Annotated in this window: 18 protein-coding genes; 7 read left to right on the forward strand and 11 right to left on the reverse strand. The window is 67.1% G+C overall.

Annotated elements, in window-relative coordinates:
- Positions 1-4: 4 nt before the first annotated feature.
- Both sseA and smpB read right to left on the reverse strand, forming a co-directional pair.
- Positions 5-856 carry a 3-mercaptopyruvate sulfurtransferase gene (gene sseA, locus CRO50_RS00760; protein ID WP_097143967.1) on the reverse strand — a complete coding sequence of 284 codons (852 nt, stop codon included), beginning with the start codon at positions 854-856 and terminating at the stop codon, positions 5-7.
- A 78-nt stretch (positions 857-934) separates the two neighbouring features.
- Positions 935-1408: an SsrA-binding protein SmpB gene (gene smpB, locus CRO50_RS00765; RefSeq protein WP_097143968.1), complete on the reverse strand. Its 474-nt coding sequence runs from the start codon at positions 1406-1408 to the stop codon at positions 935-937.
- Positions 1409-1508: 100 nt separating this feature from the next.
- Between smpB and CRO50_RS00770 the strand changes: the two genes are divergently transcribed.
- The gene (locus CRO50_RS00770) at positions 1509-2531 is read left to right on the forward strand and encodes an NADP-dependent oxidoreductase (protein ID WP_097143969.1); all 1023 of its coding nucleotides are present in this window, start codon (positions 1509-1511) and stop codon (positions 2529-2531) included.
- Positions 2532-2591: 60 nt separating this feature from the next.
- Here the strand turns inward: CRO50_RS00770 and CRO50_RS00775 are convergent, their stop codons facing one another.
- The 3 genes from CRO50_RS00775 to CRO50_RS00785 form a co-directional block, all read right to left on the reverse strand.
- The gene (locus CRO50_RS00775; RefSeq protein WP_097144664.1) at positions 2592-2930 is read right to left on the reverse strand and encodes a cupin domain-containing protein; all 339 of its coding nucleotides are present in this window, start codon (positions 2928-2930) and stop codon (positions 2592-2594) included.
- Between the two features lie 140 nt (positions 2931-3070).
- Complete coding sequence (locus CRO50_RS00780; protein ID WP_097143970.1) at positions 3071-3739, reverse strand: DsbA family protein; 669 nt, start codon at positions 3737-3739, stop codon at positions 3071-3073.
- Positions 3740-3756: 17 nt separating this feature from the next.
- Positions 3757-4266 (reverse strand): DUF721 domain-containing protein, encoded by a 510-nt coding sequence (locus CRO50_RS00785; RefSeq protein ID WP_097143971.1) that lies wholly within the window; start codon positions 4264-4266, stop codon positions 3757-3759.
- Positions 4267-4394: 128 nt separating this feature from the next.
- Here CRO50_RS00785 and CRO50_RS00790 point away from each other — a divergent pair, with 128 nt between their 5' ends.
- Together CRO50_RS00790 and CRO50_RS00795 are read left to right on the forward strand one after the other, a co-directional pair.
- On the forward strand, positions 4395-5459 hold the full coding sequence (locus CRO50_RS00790) for an A/G-specific adenine glycosylase (RefSeq protein WP_097143972.1): 1065 nt from the start codon (positions 4395-4397) through the stop codon (positions 5457-5459).
- Between the two features lie 21 nt (positions 5460-5480).
- Positions 5481-6617 carry an alkane 1-monooxygenase gene (locus tag CRO50_RS00795; RefSeq protein WP_097143973.1) on the forward strand — a complete coding sequence of 379 codons (1137 nt, stop codon included), beginning with the start codon at positions 5481-5483 and terminating at the stop codon, positions 6615-6617.
- A gap of 286 nt (positions 6618-6903) precedes the next feature.
- Here the strand turns inward: CRO50_RS00795 and CRO50_RS00800 are convergent, their stop codons facing one another.
- The 4 genes from CRO50_RS00800 to ade all read right to left on the reverse strand — a co-directional run bounded on the left by CRO50_RS00800 (position 6904) and on the right by ade (position 13061).
- Positions 6904-7965, reverse strand: coding sequence for an acyl-CoA dehydrogenase family protein (locus tag CRO50_RS00800; RefSeq protein ID WP_097143974.1), 1062 nt, complete (start codon positions 7963-7965; stop codon positions 6904-6906).
- Positions 7966-7967: 2 nt separating this feature from the next.
- Positions 7968-9152 (reverse strand): acyl-CoA dehydrogenase family protein, encoded by a 1185-nt coding sequence (locus CRO50_RS00805; protein ID WP_097143975.1) that lies wholly within the window; start codon positions 9150-9152, stop codon positions 7968-7970.
- Between the two features lie 3 nt (positions 9153-9155).
- A complete protein-coding gene (locus tag CRO50_RS00810) occupies positions 9156-11249 on the reverse strand; it encodes a 3-hydroxyacyl-CoA dehydrogenase NAD-binding domain-containing protein (protein ID WP_097143976.1) in 2094 nt (697 codons plus the stop codon).
- A 111-nt stretch (positions 11250-11360) separates the two neighbouring features.
- The gene (gene ade, locus CRO50_RS00815) at positions 11361-13061 is read right to left on the reverse strand and encodes an adenine deaminase (RefSeq protein ID WP_097143977.1); all 1701 of its coding nucleotides are present in this window, start codon (positions 13059-13061) and stop codon (positions 11361-11363) included.
- Between the two features lie 100 nt (positions 13062-13161).
- On the opposite strand from ade, the gene CRO50_RS00820 reads away from it, so the two are divergent.
- Positions 13162-13851: a fumarylacetoacetate hydrolase family protein gene (locus CRO50_RS00820; protein ID WP_097143978.1), complete on the forward strand. Its 690-nt coding sequence runs from the start codon at positions 13162-13164 to the stop codon at positions 13849-13851.
- Positions 13852-14054: 203 nt separating this feature from the next.
- Entirely contained in the window at positions 14055-14588 is a 534-nt protein-coding gene (locus CRO50_RS00825) for a TetR/AcrR family transcriptional regulator (protein WP_097143979.1), read from the forward strand.
- On the opposite strand, the gene recO is transcribed toward CRO50_RS00825, so the two are convergent.
- Positions 14585-15316 (reverse strand): DNA repair protein RecO, encoded by a 732-nt coding sequence (recO, locus tag CRO50_RS00830; protein ID WP_097144665.1) that lies wholly within the window; start codon positions 15314-15316, stop codon positions 14585-14587. The genes CRO50_RS00825 and recO overlap by 4 nt on opposite strands.
- Before the next feature lie 55 nt (positions 15317-15371).
- On the opposite strand from recO, the gene CRO50_RS00835 reads away from it, so the two are divergent.
- Entirely contained in the window at positions 15372-15992 is a 621-nt protein-coding gene (locus CRO50_RS00835; protein ID WP_097143980.1) for a Pr6Pr family membrane protein, read from the forward strand.
- Here the strand turns inward: CRO50_RS00835 and CRO50_RS00840 are convergent, their stop codons facing one another.
- Complete coding sequence (locus tag CRO50_RS00840; RefSeq protein ID WP_097143981.1) at positions 15993-16322, reverse strand: DUF1491 family protein; 330 nt, start codon at positions 16320-16322, stop codon at positions 15993-15995.
- 117 nt (positions 16323-16439) lie between these two features.
- Here CRO50_RS00840 and CRO50_RS00845 point away from each other — a divergent pair, with 117 nt between their 5' ends.
- Positions 16440-16628, forward strand: coding sequence for a hypothetical protein (locus CRO50_RS00845; RefSeq protein ID WP_097143982.1), 189 nt, complete (start codon positions 16440-16442; stop codon positions 16626-16628).
- The last annotated feature ends 27 nt before the right edge of the window (positions 16629-16655 follow it).

Raw genomic sequence — 16655 nt, forward strand, 5'->3', positions numbered from 1 at the left:
TCTCTCACTCTCCAGTGGCAACTGGCAGCGTGGGGAAGGCCCCCCACTCGGCCCAGGAGCCGTCGTAAATCGCGTGGTCGGTCTTGCCCATGCGCTCAAGCGCCAGCGCCAGGATGCAGGCGGTCACGCCCGATCCGCAGGAGGCGATGACGGGCTTCGACAGGTCGACCCCGGCGCCCTCAAAGACCTTGCGCAGCTCTTCAGGGCTCTTCAGGGTCTGTCCCTTCACCAGCAGGTCACCGAAGGGCACGTTCTTCGAGCCGGGAATATGCCCCGAGCGCAGACCTGCGCGCGGCTCGGGCGTCTTGCCGCTGAAGCGGTCGGCGGGGCGGGCATCTACGATCTCGTAGTCGCCCAGCTTGGCGGCCGCGCTGACCTGGGTCACGTCCTTCAGCATCTGGTTCTGGCGGCGCACGGTCATGTGGCGGTCGCGGATCACCGGCTCCTGGTCCTCGACCGGGCGGCCCTCCTTCACCCACTTGGGCAGGCCGCCATCCAGCACGGCCACGTCGAACTGGCCCATCAGGCGGAAGTTCCACCAGACCCGCGCCGCCGAGAAGATCCCGGCGCCGTCGTAGATCACCACCTGGTGGCCATCGCCGACGCCCATGGCGCGCAGGCGCGACATGAATTTCTCGGTGGTGGGGGCCATGTGCGGCAGCTCGGAGCGCTGGTCGCTGATCTCGTCGATATCGAAGAACCGCGCGCCGGGGATATGCGCATCGTCATATTCGCGCTTCGCGTCCCGGTTCATCGCAGGCAGATACCAGCTGGCATCCAGCACCCGCAGATCGGGGTCCTTGAGATGTTCTGCCAGCCAGTCGGTCGAGACCAAGACCCGAGGATCGTCCTGCATGGGATCGCCTTTCCGTAGAAAACCGCCGATTCCCTAGCCTTCCAGCCCCGCAAGCGCAAGGAAAAGCCCGAGAAAGCCCTAGCCCTGTTCCTTCAGCAGCCGCTGCTTCTGCCGGTTCCAGTCCCGCTTGGCCTCGGTGGCGCGCTTGTCGTGGTTCTTCTTGCCCTTGGCGATGCCCAGCTTGATCTTGGCGATGCCACGGTGGTTGAAATACATCACCAGCGGGACCAGCGTCATGCCCTTGCGCTGCGTCGAGTTCCACAGATCCGCCAGTTCTTTCTTGGAAACCAGCAGCTTGCGGCGACGGCGCGGCTCGTGGCCGAACATGGCGCGCTCGTAGGGGGCGATGTAGGAATTGACCAGCCAGAGCTCTCCATCCTCGACCGCCGCGTAGCTCTCGGCGATGTTGGACTGGCCGATGCGCAGCGATTTCACCTCGGAGCCGCCGAGCTGGATACCGCATTCGATATCGTCCTCGATGGCGTAGTCGAAGCGCGCCCGGCGGTTCTCTGCCACCACCTTGTAGTTCGGGTTTTCTGGTTTCTTGGCCATGATCGCGCCTCTTTAATCGGTTCCGGCAGGCCCGTCCACCAATGCCGCTTGCCCCTGCGCCGGAAGCGCCTAACCTGTGGCTGAATGGGAGGAATTCAAGATGACAGAGACGATGAAACGCTGGGTGCTGGCACGGCGCCCCAATGGTTTCCCGGTGGATGCCGACTTCCGGCTGGAAGAGGTGCCCATGCCCGAACCCGCAGAGGGAGAGATCCTGGTCGCCGTCAGCCACCTGTCGCTCGACCCCTACATGCGCGGCCGCATGGACGACGTGGCCAGCTACACCGCCCCTCAGGAGCTGGACCGGACCATGGGCGGCGGCGCGGCGGGCCTGGTGATCGCCTCGCGCTCGGACAAGTTCAAGGAGGGCGACCTGGCCTTCGGCATGTTCGGCTGGGCCACCCATGGCGCTCTGCCCGCAAGTGAATGCCGCAAGCTGGACCCGGCGCTGTCGCCCTCGACCTCGCTCGGGGTGCTGGGCATGCCCGGCTTCACCGCCTGGGCGGGCCTCGAGGCCTACGCCCGCATGAAAGAAGGAGAGACCCTGGCCGTCGCCGCCGCCACCGGCCCCGTGGGCTCGATGGTCGGCCAGCTGGCGCAGCGCAAGGGGCTGCGCGCGGTCGGAATCGCCGGCGGGCCCGAGAAATGCGGCCTGCTGACCGATCGTTTCGGCTTCGACGCCGCCGTCGATCACCGCGCCCATGGCTCGGCCAAGGAGATGCGCGCGGCGCTGGCCGAGGTCTGCCCCGATGGCATCGACATCTACTTCGAGAACGTCGGCGGCCCGGTCCTGGGCGGCGCGCTGCCGCTGATGAACCTGCATGGGCGCATCATCATCTGCGGCATGATCGCCTGGTACTCGGGCGAGAGCGACGAGACCGGCGCGATCCCGCTGCAGAAGCTCTGGCGCCTGGCGCTGGTCAAGCGGCTGACCGTGCAGGGCCTGCTGCAGACCGACCACGTGGCGCGCTTCCGGGACTTCGCCGCCGAGGTCACCCCGCTGGTGAAGGAAGGCAAGATTGCCTACCTCGAAGATGTCTCCGAAGGGTTCGAGACCATGCCCGCGGCCTTCTTCTCGATGCTGAAGGGCGGCAATACCGGCAAGCAGGTGGTGAAGGTCTGAGGCACGGAACGCCGTCGCCCCCGGCGCGGGCCGGTCACCGGCCCGCCCTCATCTCAGCCGTCAGGCCTCTTGCCGGTCCCCCCGGCTGGTCGGGGCAGAGATCACCAGGAAGACCACCTCCTGCGCGCTGTCGTTCCGGGCCTGGTGTGCCTGCCCACGACCGACGGGCAGCCCCGAGCCCGCCGGGATCGCCTGCGGGGTGCCATCGAGCTCGATCGTCAGCATGCCGCTCAACACGTAGAAGAACTGCTCCGCCCGCGCGTGGAAATGCCGGACCTCCCGCGTTCCGGGCGGCATGCGCTCTTCGATGACCAGCAGGTTGTCGCCCGGACGCAGCACCCAGCCGTCACAGGTGCCACCCCAGGTGTAGTGATCGGAGGTCTCGCGGTTCGCAATCATGGCATCTTTCCTTGCTTCGCCGTCCAGCTGCACCATCCGGCAGCCTGCTTGCAAGGGACGGGCGCTCCCGCATCCCGGCGCGGAACGAAAACACCCCCGCGGTTGCCCGCGGGGGTGCCTAGAGCGGGAACCGGAAGGCCTCAGCCCGCCAGCTTGGCGTCCAGGATCTTCTTCAGATCGGTCCAGTTCATGTTCGAGTGCTTCTCGCCGTCGATAATGAGTGTCGGCGTGCCGGTCACGTCGTCGGCGGTGGCGTTCTTCTGGTACCAGGCGGTCAGGGTCTTGGCCGTCTCGACGTCGTTGAGGCAGGCCTCCATGGTCGCATCGTCCATGCCCGCCACGCGGTTGATCTTGCGCAGGTTGTCGGCGATCTGCGCCTCGGAGTTGGCACCGCGCAGCCAGGTGTTCTGCTGCTCGTAGTACATCGAGGCCAGGCCGAAGAACTTGTCGGGACCGGCGCAGCGGGCCAGCATTGCCGCCCAGAGGCCGTAGCGGTCGAAGTAGACGTCGCGGTAGACGAACTTCACCTTGCCGGTGTCGATATACTCGGCCTTCAGCTTGCCGAAGACGCGCTCGTGGAAGTCGGCGCAATGCGGGCAGGTGAAGGAGGCATATTCCACCAGCGTCACCGGGGCATCATCTGCGCCCAGCGTCATCTCCACCACCGAGGAGGTGTCGACCTCGCCCGCGGCGCCGGTCTCGGCAGCGGAGGCAGGCGTTTCGGCACCCTGCTGTGCGTACCAGTAGCCGCCCCCCGCCACTACCGCGACGGCTGCGGCAGCGCCGCCAATGAGGAACCTGCGATCCATGTCGTTCCTGTCCTTTCTCAAGTCCGTGTCTTCATGATGTTCTGTCCCAGCTTCTCGAGCGCTTCGCGCAGAGAGCCGTCCTGCACCCCGTCCGCCACATCCCTGGCGCGGGCGCATGTCTCGGGGTCGGGCGCGGGTGGCGCCTTGGGGGCCGGCTTGCGGGTGAAGCTGACCTGCCCGTCGCTGAAGCCCGTCGGCGCGGTCTGGGTGATGCGCACCTTCGAGATCGCGCTGTAGCCATAAACCGCGTTGACCCTGTCCTTCAGGCGCTCCTTCTCCATCTCCAGCACCGGCGCGTGCGCGCCCGTGGTCAGCACCACCAGCGTCGCCCCCATGTTGCCACCGCGCCCGTACTTGACCTCGACCGGGCGGGCCATGGCGGCGATGTCGCTGCCGGCGATCTCTTCCCAATGGGTCAGCAGCCGCGACACGGCAAAGCCCCGCGCCTCACCCGCCTTGCGGATGCGCGTCTCGAGCAGACCGTAGGTCCGCTTGAAGCCATAGGTAGAGGTCGCGCGTCGCGCCATCTCTGGAGCCTTTCTGCTGGCCCATTTCGGGCCGGAGGGTTGCAACCTGTCTTGTGGCGCTATTCTAGTCAGCACAAGCGGGCACACCAGCACAAAGGCGGCAGGCCCTTACTGACGAGGCATAAAGTATGCGTGAAACAGCGCAAGCGGCGGATCTTCTCTCCTGGTACGACGTGCATGCGCGGCAGATGCCCTGGCGCACCGGTCCGGCCGAGCGCGCCGCGGGGGCGCGTCCGAACCCCTACCACGTCTGGCTGTCCGAGGTGATGCTTCAGCAGACCACCGTGGCGGCGGTGCGCGAGTACTTCACCCGCTTCACCGCGCTCTGGCCCACGGTCGGCGATCTTGCCGCCGAGGAAGACGCCCGCGTCATGGGGGAATGGGCGGGTCTTGGCTACTACGCCCGCGCCCGCAACCTGCTGAAATGCGCACGGGTCGTGGTCTCGGACCACGACGGCACCTTCCCCGACACCCGCGAGGCGCTGCTCAAGCTGCCCGGCATCGGGCCCTATACCGCCGCGGCCATCGCCTCGATCGCCTTCGACCGGCCCGAGGTGGTGGTGGATGGCAACGTCGAGCGGGTCATGGCCCGCCTGCACGACGTCCACACCCCCCTGCCTGCCGCCAAGCCAGAGCTGACGGCGTTGGCCGCCACCCTGACGCCCGAGGACCGGCCCGGAGACTACGCCCAGGCCGTCATGGATCTTGGTGCCACCATCTGCACGCCGCGCAACCCCGCCTGCGGAATCTGCCCCTGGCGCGCGCCCTGCGCCGCGCGAGCCGCCGGCACCGCGCCGGAGCTGCCGAAGAAGACGCCGAAGAAACCCAAGCCAACCCGCCAGGGCGTGGCCTACCTGGCGCTGCGCGAGGATGGCGCCTGGCTGCTGGAGACGCGCCCCGACAAGGGGCTGCTTGGCGGCATGCTGGGCTGGCCCGGCTCGGGTTGGGCCGAAGAGGTCCCGCCGCATGAGCCTCCGCTGGAGGCCGACTGGCGCGATCCGGGCGGCGAGGCGTTGCATACCTTCACCCATTTCCACCTGCGCCTCTCGGTGCGGGTGGCACGGGTGCCCATGGGGGCCAATCCGCGCGCCGGCGCCTTCCTGCCCGCTGCGACCTTCCGCCCCTCGGATCTGCCGACGGTGATGCGGAAGGCATTTGACCTGGCACGTGGCGCCTTCGTAGACATGGAGTGACCAGAGCCGCCGGAGGGGACCATGCAGGACATGTCGCAGATCAGCCAGTTTTCCCGCGCCGCGCCCTTCTGGCTGTCGCTGCTTATGGTGCCGCTGATCCTGATCGGCGCGACGGTCGGCGGCTGGACCGTGCTGCTGGTGCCGCTCTACGGCTTCGGGCTGTTTTCCGTGCTCGACAGGTTGCTGGGTCTGAACACCGACAACGCGGATCCCCAGACCGAAGAGTCCGAGCTCTTCTGGTATCGCGCCATCACGATGATCTGGGCGCCGGTGCAGTTTCTGACGCTCTTCTGGGTGATCTGGTACACCACCCACACCGACACGCTGGGCCTGCTGGAGGTCATCGTGCTGTTCTACGGAGTCGGCACCATGTGCGGCGCCATCGGCATCGTCTACAGCCACGAGCTGATGCATCAGCGCAATGACCGAGAGCGCTGGCTGGGGGATATCCTGCTGTCGATGGTGCTTTATTCGCACTTCCGCAGCGAGCATCTGCTGGTCCACCATGTCGCGGTCGGCACGCCGAAGGACGCGGTGACTGCCCGCTACAACGAGAGCTTCCCGCGTTTTTTCTGGCGCGTGTTGCGCGACTGCCCGCGTTCGGCCTGGAACGCCGAGGTGGCGCGGCTGAAGCGCAAGGACCTGCCCGCCACCGACCTGCGCAACCCCTTCTGGCGCTACGGCGCGCTTCAGCTCGGCATGCTGCTTCTGGCGCTGATCGTCGGAGGTCTGCCGGGGCTCTTCCTCTTCCTCTACCAGGCCCTCATCGCCGTCTGGATGCTGGAGCTGACCAATTACGTCGAGCACTACGGGCTGACGCGAAAGTACCTGGGCCAGGGCAAGTTCGAGCATGTGAAGCCGCATCACAGCTGGAACGCCGCGCATCGGGCGACGAACTGGCTGCTGATCAACCTGCAGCGCCATTCGGATCACCACACCCGGCCCGACCGGCGCTTCCCGCTCTTGCAGACCTACCACGACGGCGAGGCGCCGCAGCTGCCGCATGGCTACCCGGCGATGACCGTCATGGCGATGATCCCGCCGCTCTGGCGGCGCAAGATGAATCCTCGCGTGCGCAACTGGCGCAAGATGTACTATCCCGAGATCACCGACTGGGGCCCCTACAAGGCTGGTCGCCACGAGGGGCTGGCCGGCTAAAGAAGCTCTGCCCCCGTCGCCTGAGAGCGACGAGTGGGAGGGCAAGGGGGTTCTGCCCCCCCGTCGCCGGAGGGCGACAAATAGAAGGGCCCCGTCGCCGGAGGGCGACAAATGGAAAGGTAAGGGGGGCTCCGCCCCCCGCCTTCGGCTCCCCCCGCAGTATTTTCAGCCATCGGATAGAGAAAGGGACCCGCGCATCTGGCGGGCCCCTGCTCTTCGGCTTGCCGGACATTGACCGGGGGGGACGTCCTCGCAGGAGGCGGGAGCGGAGCCCCCGCCCTCCGTGTCAGGCGGCCATGACGCGGGACAGGTGGTAATCCGTATCGCCCAGCTGGGCGTCGATCATCACCAGCCGCTTGGCGTAATGCGAGCCGGGGTATTCCCAGGTCATGGCGATGCCGCCGTGCATCTGGATCGCCTCTTCGGCCACCAGCCGACCGGCGCGGCCGATCAGGTTCTTGGCCATCGAGGCATAGCGCGCCGCCTCGGGGCCACCCAGCTCTGCCGCCGCCTTGATGGTGATCGAACGCGCCTGTTCGATCTCGGTCAGCATGTCCACCGCGCGGTGCTGCAGCACCTGGAACTTGCCGATGGCGACGCCGAATTGCTTGCGGGTGCGCAGGTATTCGACGGTCATCGCCTGCAGCACATCCATGGCGCCGACCGCCTCGGCGCAGAGCGCAACGATGCCGGCGTTGGCCGCATCCGCCAGCGCTTCGGCGGCATCGGCGAGCAGCAGGGTGCCGGGGGTGTCTTCCAGCACGACCTCTGCCGCGCCGCCGCCGTCCATCATGCCATAGCCGGTGACAGAGGCCGCATCGGCGGCCACCTGGAAGAGCGCCACCTTGCCGTCGAGCTTCGCCGCCACCAGCAGCTGGTCCGCCACCTGGCCGCCGTAGACGACGCTCTTGCGGCCCGACAGGGCGTAGCCGTCACCGCTGGCCTTCGCCTGCGTTCCGATGGCGTCCAGCCCGTACCAGGCGTCGATCTCGCCAGTGGCCACGGCGTATTTCTGCACGCCCGACAAGAGCGCCTCCTGGTCCGCACCCGCCGCCGACAGCAGGCGGGAGGCCATGAGCGCGCCCAGCACCGGCTCGGGGCAGAGGGCACCGCCCAGGGCCTCGAAGACCACCGAGATGTCGAAACCGGTGCCGCCGAAGCCGCCGGCCTCTTCCGGGGCCAGGGCATAGAGCGCCCCCAGTTCCGACAGGGCCTCCCAATGGGATTGCGAATGGTAGGGCGCCTCGTAGGCGGCCTTGTTGCGGGCCTCGAAGGGGTACTTTTCGCGCAGGTAGCGGGTCAGGCTGTCCGACAGCATCTGCCGGTCTTCGGTCAGATCGAAATCCATGGTCACAGCTCCAGCATGGTCTTGGTCAGGATGTTCCGCTGGATCTCGTTCGATCCGCCGAAGATCGAGGTCTTGCGGTTGTTGAAGTAGCGGGCGGCATTATGCGCCGCATCTTCGGGCGCGGGATCGAGGTTGGCCGAGAGCAGGCCGGGGAATGGCGCGGCAGAGGGGCCGAGCGCCCGGCGGGCGAGGTCCTTCAGCTCCTGCCCGATGACCGTGCCCTTGATCTTGAGGATCGAGGTCTCGGGCCCCGGCGCGCCCTGCTTCTGGGCCTTGTAGAGCATCCGCAGGTTGGTCAGCTTCATCGCCTCGAGGTCGATTTCCACCTGCGCCACGCGGGCGGCAAAGAGCGGGTCCTCGATCAGCGGACGGCCATTGCGCATCACCTTGCGGGCCAGCGCCTTGACCTCTTCCAGCGACTGCATCGAGAAGCCGACCCCGGCGATATTGGTGCGCTCGTGGGTCAGCAGGAACTTGGCGATGGTCCAGCCCTGGTTCTCTTCGCCGACGAGGTTCTCGGCCGGAACGCGGACATCGGTGAAGAAGACCTCGTTCACCTCGTGGCCGCCTTCGATCAGCTTGATCGGGCGCATCTCGATGCCGGGGGTATCGAGATCGACGAGGATGAAGCTGATGCCCTTCTGCTGCTTAACATCCGGGTCGGTACGGACCAGGCAGAAGATCTTGTTGGCGTGCTGGCCAAGCGTGGTCCAGGTCTTCTGACCGTTGATCACGTAGTCGTCGCCATCGCGCACGGCGCGGGTCTTGAGGCTGGCAAGGTCGGAGCCGGCGCCGGGCTCGGAGTAACCCTGGCACCACCAGTCCTCTCCCGAGAGGATACGCGGCAGGTAGTAGTCCTGCTGCGCCTTGCTGCCGAACTGCTGCAGCACCGGGCCCAGCATGGCCAGGCCGAAGGGCACGATGCGCGGCGCATAGGCGCGACAGGCTTCCTCTTCGAAGATATGCCGCTGCACCGGCGACCAGCCGGGGCCGCCGAACTCTTCGGGCCAGGTGGTTGCCAGCCAGCCCTTGTCATTCAGCAGCGCATGGTAGCGGTCCATGATGTCTTTGGTCAGCTCGCCGCCAGCACGGACGGCATCGGACATCTCCTTGGGCAGGTTCTCGGCGAAGAAGGCGCGGACCTCCTCGCGGAAGGCCTGCTCTTCAGGCGTGAAACTCAGATCCATGTCTTACCCCTTGTTCAAATCGGCGAAGCTGGTGCCATCGGCGGCCATACGGTGCAGGATGTCAGGCACCTGCCAGTAATGCGGGTCTTCCTCGGCGTAGCGCTCGATGCGGGCCACCAGCTCTGCGGCGCCGAGCGTATCGGCGTAGTGCAGCGGGCCGCCGCGGAAGCGCGGGAAGCCGTAGCCGAAGAGGAAGACCATATCGACGTCGAGCGGCCGCTTGGCGGTGCCGTCCTCGACCACGCGCGCGGCCTCCGAGATCATCGCGGTCATGTAGCGCTCGACGATCTCGTCATCGGTGAAGCTCTTCGGCGTGATGCCCTGCTCGGCGCGCACCTCGTCGATGATCGTGGCGACCTCGGGGTTGGGCACCGGAGCGCCCCCCTCGTAGAGGTAGTACCCCTTGCCCGTCTTGCGCCCGAACCAGCCGTTTTCGCAGATGCGATCAGGGATCTGGCCAGCGTATCGCTCGGCGGGGTCGCGGGTCGCGGCCTTGCGCTTGCGGGTCATCCAGCCGATGTCGAGACCAGCCAGGTCGCCCACCTTGTGCGGGCCCATGGCGAAGCCGAAGCCCTCAAGCGCCGCGTCCACCTGCGCAGGGCTTGCGCCATCCAGCACCAGATAGCCGGAACACAGCGCGTAATGCGCCAGGATGCGGTTGCCGATGAAGCCGTCACAGACCTGTGCCAGCACGCCGACCTTGCGCAGACGCTTGGCCAGGGCAAAGCCCGTGGCCAGCACATCCGGCGCCGTCTGCTTGCCCTGCACGATCTCGAGCAGGCGCATCACATGGGCGGGAGAGAAGAAATGCAGCCCCAGCACGTCGCCGGGCCGGGAGGTGCTCTCGGCGATCTCGTTCACATCCAGGTAGGAAGTATTGGAGGCCAGCACCGCGTCCGGCTTGCAGATCGCATCCAGCTTGCCGAAGATCTCGCGCTTGACGCCCATGTCCTCGAAGACCGCCTCGATCACCAGGTCGACATCGGCCAGCGCATCGAGCTCGAGCGCCGGGCTCAGCGAGGCCAGCGCGGCCTCCTTCTTCGCTTCGCTCATCTTGCCGCGCGACACGGCGCCTTCGAGGTTCTTGGTGATCGTGGCCACGCCGCGATCCAGCCCCTCCTGCGCCACTTCGACCAAGGTCACCGGCAGACCGGCCAGCAGGCAGGCAGTGGCGATGCCCGAGCCCATGGTACCGCCGCCGATCACGCCGACGGACTGGATATCGCGCGTCTCGCCCTTGGCTTCGGGGATGTTCGACACCGCGCGCTCGCCGAAGAAGGCATGGATGAGACCGGCGCGCTGCGGGGTCTCCATGCAGTCAAGGAAGCACTGGCGTTCGACCTTCAGGCCCTCGGCAATGGGCTGATCGGCCGCCGCGATGGCGTCGATGCACTTCAGCGGATTGACCAGGTGCGGGGACTTTTTCTGCGTCGCAGCGCGAATTCCGTCCAGGGCCGTATGGTCAATCTCGATGGAGATCTCTGAGGTGCGGCGCGTGGGCAGGGTGCCCGCAACGACCTCCTGCGCCATCGACAGCGCCACGTCACGGGGGTTGCCTTCGACCACCCGGTCGATGGCGCCTGCGGCCTGGGCCTCCTCGACCGAGACCTGCCGGCCCGAGAGGGACATGTCGAGCGCGAAGTCCACGCCCGCCAGACGCGGGAGGCGCTGCGTGCCACCGGCACCGGGCAGCAGGCCGATCAGCACTTCGGGCAGGCCGACCTTCGATCCGGCAATCGCCACGCGGGCATGGGCCGCTAGGCCCAGCTCGAAGCCGCCGCCTAGGGCTGTGCCATGCATCACGGCGACCACCGGGATCTCGGAGGCTTCGAGGATATTGTAGACCTCGGGCAGCACCGGCTCTTTCGAGGGCTTGCCGAATTCACGGATATCCGCACCCGCCATGAAGGTCCGCCCGGCGCACCAGATGGCGATCGCCTTGACGCCTGCCTCTGCGTTCAGCGCCTCGATGGCCCCGACCAGCCCGACACGCACCGCGTGACCGCTGGCATTCACCGGCGGATTGTCGATGCAAACCAGCGCCACATCGCCCACGACCTCGGTCGTGACGACCTCTCCCACAACACCATCCGGCATGGAGCCCTCCCCTTTGTTCGGCGCAACGGCGCCTCCTCCGGGCCCGACGTTAGGCGCTCCGGAGGGGAGGGTCAAGTTTTGCAGAATTTGTTTTCGCTATGCGAAACCGGCTCAGGAGATGATTTCAAACTTCGTGACGTCGACCATGCCCCGGTCGGTGATCTTCAGCGCCGGAATCACCGGCAGGGCGAGGAAGGCGAGCTGCAGGAAGGGCTCTTCCAGCGTCACGCCCAGCCCCTTGGCGGCGGCGCGCAGATCGACGAGCGAATCGCGCACCACCTCGAAGGGCTCAAGACTCATCAGGCCCGCGACAGGCAGGGCCAGCTCTGCCAGCACGCGGCCGCCCTCGACCACGACGAAGCCGCCTTCGATCTCGCCCAGCCGGGTCGCGGCGAGGGCCATGTCGTCGTAATCCGCGCCGACGCAGGCGATGTTGTGGTGGTCGTGGCAGACGGTCGAGGCAATGGCGCCGCGTTCCAGCCCGAAGCCCTTCACGAAACCGGTGGCGATATTGCCGTTCTTGCCGTGCCGTTCGACCACGGCGATCTTCACCAGATCGCGCGCGGGGTCGGGGCGCTTGTCGCCGCTCTCGATGGGAATCACCTCGTGCAGATGCTGGGTGATTATCTTGCCTTCCATGATGCCGATCACGTCGGTTTCTTCGCGGTTGGCAGAGCTGCGGAAGCTGGCCCCCGTGACCACCGGCGCCTTGACCGAGTTGCGGCCCACCGGGTCGATCACTTCACGCGCGGCGAAGGCCGCGTCCCCGACGACGACACCGCCGGCCAGAACCATTTCGGCCTCGCACTTCGCCGGATCGTCGATCACCACGATATCCGCGCGCTTGCCCGGCGCGACCTGGCCGCGATCCTTCAGCCCGAAAGCCTCGGCGGCAGACAGGGATGCCGCGCGGTAGACCGCCAGCGGCGAGCAGCCCATGCGGATCAGCTCCCGGATCATGAAGTCCAGGTGCCCGTGTTCGCCGATATCCAGCGGGTTCCGGTCGTCGGTGCACAGGCACATGTAGGCCGAGGTGATGTCGTTGAGCAGCGGTTGCAGCGCAACCATGTCCTTGGAGACCGAGCCCTCGCGGATCAGCACCCGCATCCCCTTCTGCAGCTTCTCGCGCGCCTCTTCGGCGGTGGTCGCCTCGTGTTCGGTGCGGATACCGGCAGAGACATAGGCGTTCAGGTCGCGGCCAAGCAGCTGCGGGCAATGGCCGTCGATATGGCCGCCACGGAACAGCTCGAGTTTCTCGAGGCAACCGGGGTCGCGGAAGATCACGCCGGGGTAGTTCATGAACTCGGCCAGCCCCGTCACCTGCGGGTGGTCGCGCAGGGGCGCGAGGTCGGCGGCCCCGATCTCGGCGCCGGCGGTCTCCATGTGGCTGGAGGGGACGCAGGACGAGAGGTTCACCCGGATATCCATCAGGGTGCGGCTGGCGCAGGCCAGGAAATACTCGATCCCCGGCACGCCGATGACATTGGCGATCTCGTGGGGGTCACAGATGGCGGTGGTGACACCGCGCGGGCCCACGCAGCGGTCGAACTCGTAGGGGGTCACCATCGAGCTCTCGATATGCAGGTGGGTGTCGATGAACCCCGGCACCAGCAGCTTGCCGGTGACGTCGATGACCTGCGCGCCCTCGTAGTCGGCACCGATGCCGACGATCCACTTGCCGCGAATGGCCACGTCGCCGGGGATCTCGATCCCGGTCACCATGTCCCAGACGCGACCGCCGCGCAGGACGATGTCGGCGGGGGCATCGCCACGGCCGGCGGCAATCAGATCGGACAGGCTGGGCTGGGTCATCGGGCACCTCCTTGGCTTTGGCTCAGAAGGCCCGATCGCCCGCCGCTTGTCCAGCCGCAGCGCCCCGGCTAGGGTCCGCCGGAACCAACTGGAGGACCCGATGTCTCTGTTCGATCTGCCTGCCGTTCCCGATGTGCCCGTGGCCGGTGAAACCGAAGGCTACCCGGTGCGCCGGATCTTCTGTGTCGGGCGTAACTACGCCGCCCATGCTGCCGAGATGGGCAACGCGGTCCCCGAGGTGCCCTTCTACTTCACCAAGTCCCCGGCCCACATGATCCTGACCGGAGAGACCATCCCCTACCCGCCCGGCACCGAGAATTTTCACTACGAGATCGAGCTGGTCGTGGCCCTCGGCGCGCCGCTCTTCAAGGCCCGCCCCGAAGAGACCATGGCCGCCGTCTACGGCTATGCCACGGGCCTCGACATGACCCGCCGCGACCTTCAGGCGATCTCGAAGAAGGGCGGGCTGCCCTGGGACATCGCCAAGGACGTCGAGAACACCGCCGTGGTCGGCCCGATGACCAGGGCCTCGGACTTCGGTCCGCTGGGGACGCAGTCGATCAGCCTGAGCGTGGACTGCGAGACCCGGCAGAGCTCGACCCTCGACAAGATGCTGAATGACGTGCCCGCGCTGCTTTCGCACCTGTCGGGCTATTACCACCTGCAGCCCGGAGACCTGATCTTTACCGGCACCCCCGAGGGTGTTGGCGCCGTCACCTCCGGGGCCGTGCTGCGCGGCGAGGTGGAAGGCCTCGCCCCGGTTGAGCTGACCCTCTCCGAGGCGGAATAGACTCACCCCGCGTCAACGCCCTGCCCTGCATGGGCCCGAGGCACCCTGTTTCTTCGGGAGCAGGGCGCTTTTCTGCGTCGCTCAGGTCAGATAAGCGGCATTTCGCTCAATCTATGGTGGAATTGGCATCCCCCCGCCGGTCGCCCGGTGATCGGCCCTTTGTCTTGATTGCTGCGCTGCGGCGCCTCCGTTAACTTTGTCTTATGAGTAAACGGTCCCGCCTTTCCCCAGACGACTGGCTCCGCGCCGGTCTGGACGCCCTCTCTGCCTCGGGTCCCGAGGCTTTGAAGGCCGAAGCCCTTGCCCGTAATCTCGAGACCACCAAGGGCTCGTTCTACTGGCATTTCCCCGATGTTCCCGCCTACCGGCAGGCCTTGCTCCGGTTCTGGGGCAGCGAGGCGGCAGAGGTCGGCGAAACGCCGGCCGACCGCCAGGAGGCTGTCACGCGGCTGCATCAGATCATCCGCGAGGGTTTCGGCCAGGATCGCGGCGCCGAAGGTGCCATGCGGGCCTGGGCGCGCACCGACCCCGCCGCCGCCGAGACCCTGGCCGAGATCGACTCCAACCGCCTGGCTCAGATGGAAGACCTGCTGGTCAAGGTTGGCGTGACCAACCCCTCGATTGCCCGACTGCTCTATGCTGCCCAGATCGGCATGGCCCAGGTCAGCGGCACCGACGAGACCCAGGGCCAGGAAGCCCTCGATACGCTCGTCGACCTGGTTCTGGCGCTGCGCTAGCCCCCCACCCTCTTGCCAATCAGACGCACCAGCCGCGCCCGAGCTTCGGGCAGCGGCTTGGTGCCCAATTCGGGCGCCAGGTGGTTTTCCAGGAAATGCCCGGTGACCCGCAGCGCCGCGACCACCTCGGCATCGGGCGCATCGCCCTCGCCGCGCAGAACGGGCGGCAGGGGCAGCAGGCGATCCGCGTAATCCCCCGCCCCCGCCTGCGTCACCGCCCGCCCCGTGCGCGGAGAGACATAGGCCAGCCCCTCGGTCGCGCCGGTCACCGCGCAGGCGGTCAGGTCAAGGCCGAAGCCGGTATCCTCGAGCAGCGACATTTCCCACCGAAGGTAGGCCAGGGGCCAGAGATCGCCCTGCTCCAGCAAGTCCAGCAACTGTTCGGTCTGACGGTAGAGCCTGGGATGGGTCTCGCGCTCGGGCAGGCTGAAGGACAGGAGCGCGCAGACCGCGCCAAGCCCCGCCAGCGCCAGCCGGTCGCCCAGGCTGACGGCGGCGCGCGAGCGGATGGGTTCGACGGTGAAATTGCCCAGGTGATCTTCCAGCCGCGCCCGCCAGGCGATGTCCAGCTGCGCCCCCGGTTGCAGCACCGGCGCCAGCTTGCGCGAGGCCCCGCCGCGCACAAGCCCGGCATGGCGGCCATGGCCGGGGGTGAAGACCTCGGCGATGACCGCACTTTCGCCGTGCGGACGCACCGCCAGCAATATTCCCTCGTCGCGCCATTCCATGCCGACGATCATCACCGGGCTTGCGACCGGGGACAAGATCGCACAGTTTCCAGACATGGATTTTCGCAGCAACGCCCTCTCGTCGCCTGCCAGGGTCTCTGCACGGTTCGTCGCCCTGCTGGCCTTCGCCGCGCTGGTTGCCCAGGTGATGGCCACCGCCGCCAGTCACCCCGAGGACAGCCTGCTCGAGGTGATCTGGAACCGTGCGCGCTACTTCACCAATCTCACCGCCCTGCTGACCCTGCTCTCGTTCCTCGGGATGAGCGCGACAGGTCGCGGCGTTCACAGGCTGTGGATCGGCGGCCTGGCGCTGTGGGAGGCGATGACCGGGCTCATCTACCACGTGCTGCTGGCCGCACCGCTTGCCGGCATCGACTTCTGGGCCAGCCACGGGCTGCACACGGCGCTGCCGATCGCGGTCATGCTGTGGTGGCTCTGTTTCGGGCGCAAGACCCCGCTGCGGGTCGGCGCCGCCATCGCCTGGCTGGTCTGGCCCACGATCTACATCACCTATGCGCTGTTGCGCGGAAAGGCGGACGGCAAGTATCCCTACTTCTTCCTCGACCCCGGAGAAGTCCGCTGGGATGGCGTGGCGGTCTGGTCGGGCATCATCGGCGGCGCCTTCTTCCTGGGCGGCCTGATGCTGATCCTCGTCGCAAGGCTGTTCCGTCGCTGATCAGTCGGAGAGGCCCGGCTCGTCCAGAAGGTGGCGGCCCTGCCGGTCCTCGACCTCGATCACCCAGAGATCCGGGTCATAGCCCTGCTGACGCTGCGCAGCCGCGTCGACCTCGACCTCCGAGCCCTCGGCCAGCACCATCCAGCGGCGATCCCCGGTCATCAGGTCAAAGCGCCGCTCGAAGAGCTGGCTCGTGCCGTCCAGTGTGTTCATCTTGATCAGCACCGCGCCCGCGTTGTCATCGCCATGGGAGGTCACGAAGGCAGGGATCTCATGCAGCCTGAGGCGTGTGAGATAGGCATCGACCCAGAAACGCGTCGTCAGGCGCATCTTAACCCTCCTTGCAGCACGCAGATCCGTGCCATTCTTTCGCCGAACTCGACCCCTAGCCTGCCGGGGACCGACGCAAGACCGCCGCCGCCGACCGAACCGAAAGACGGAGCCCACATGCCCCTGCCCGCCCTGATCCTGATCGCCCTGGGCCTCGCCGCCACTGTCGCCTTCTTCGCCGGGATCGTCTCGGGCGTGACCGGCGCGGGGCTCAACGCAATCGGAGCGCTGCTGATGATCCTCGGCGTCCTCTGGTCCGCCGTGGCCCGCAGCCGGGCCCGCAAGAAGGCCAGCCGCGAGGCCTGAGGCCTAGCGGCAACCGTCTCGGCGCAG

The sequence above is a fragment of the Pseudooceanicola antarcticus genome (genome assembly GCF_900215355.1).
Lineage (GTDB): Bacteria > Pseudomonadota > Alphaproteobacteria > Rhodobacterales > Rhodobacteraceae > Pseudooceanicola > Pseudooceanicola antarcticus.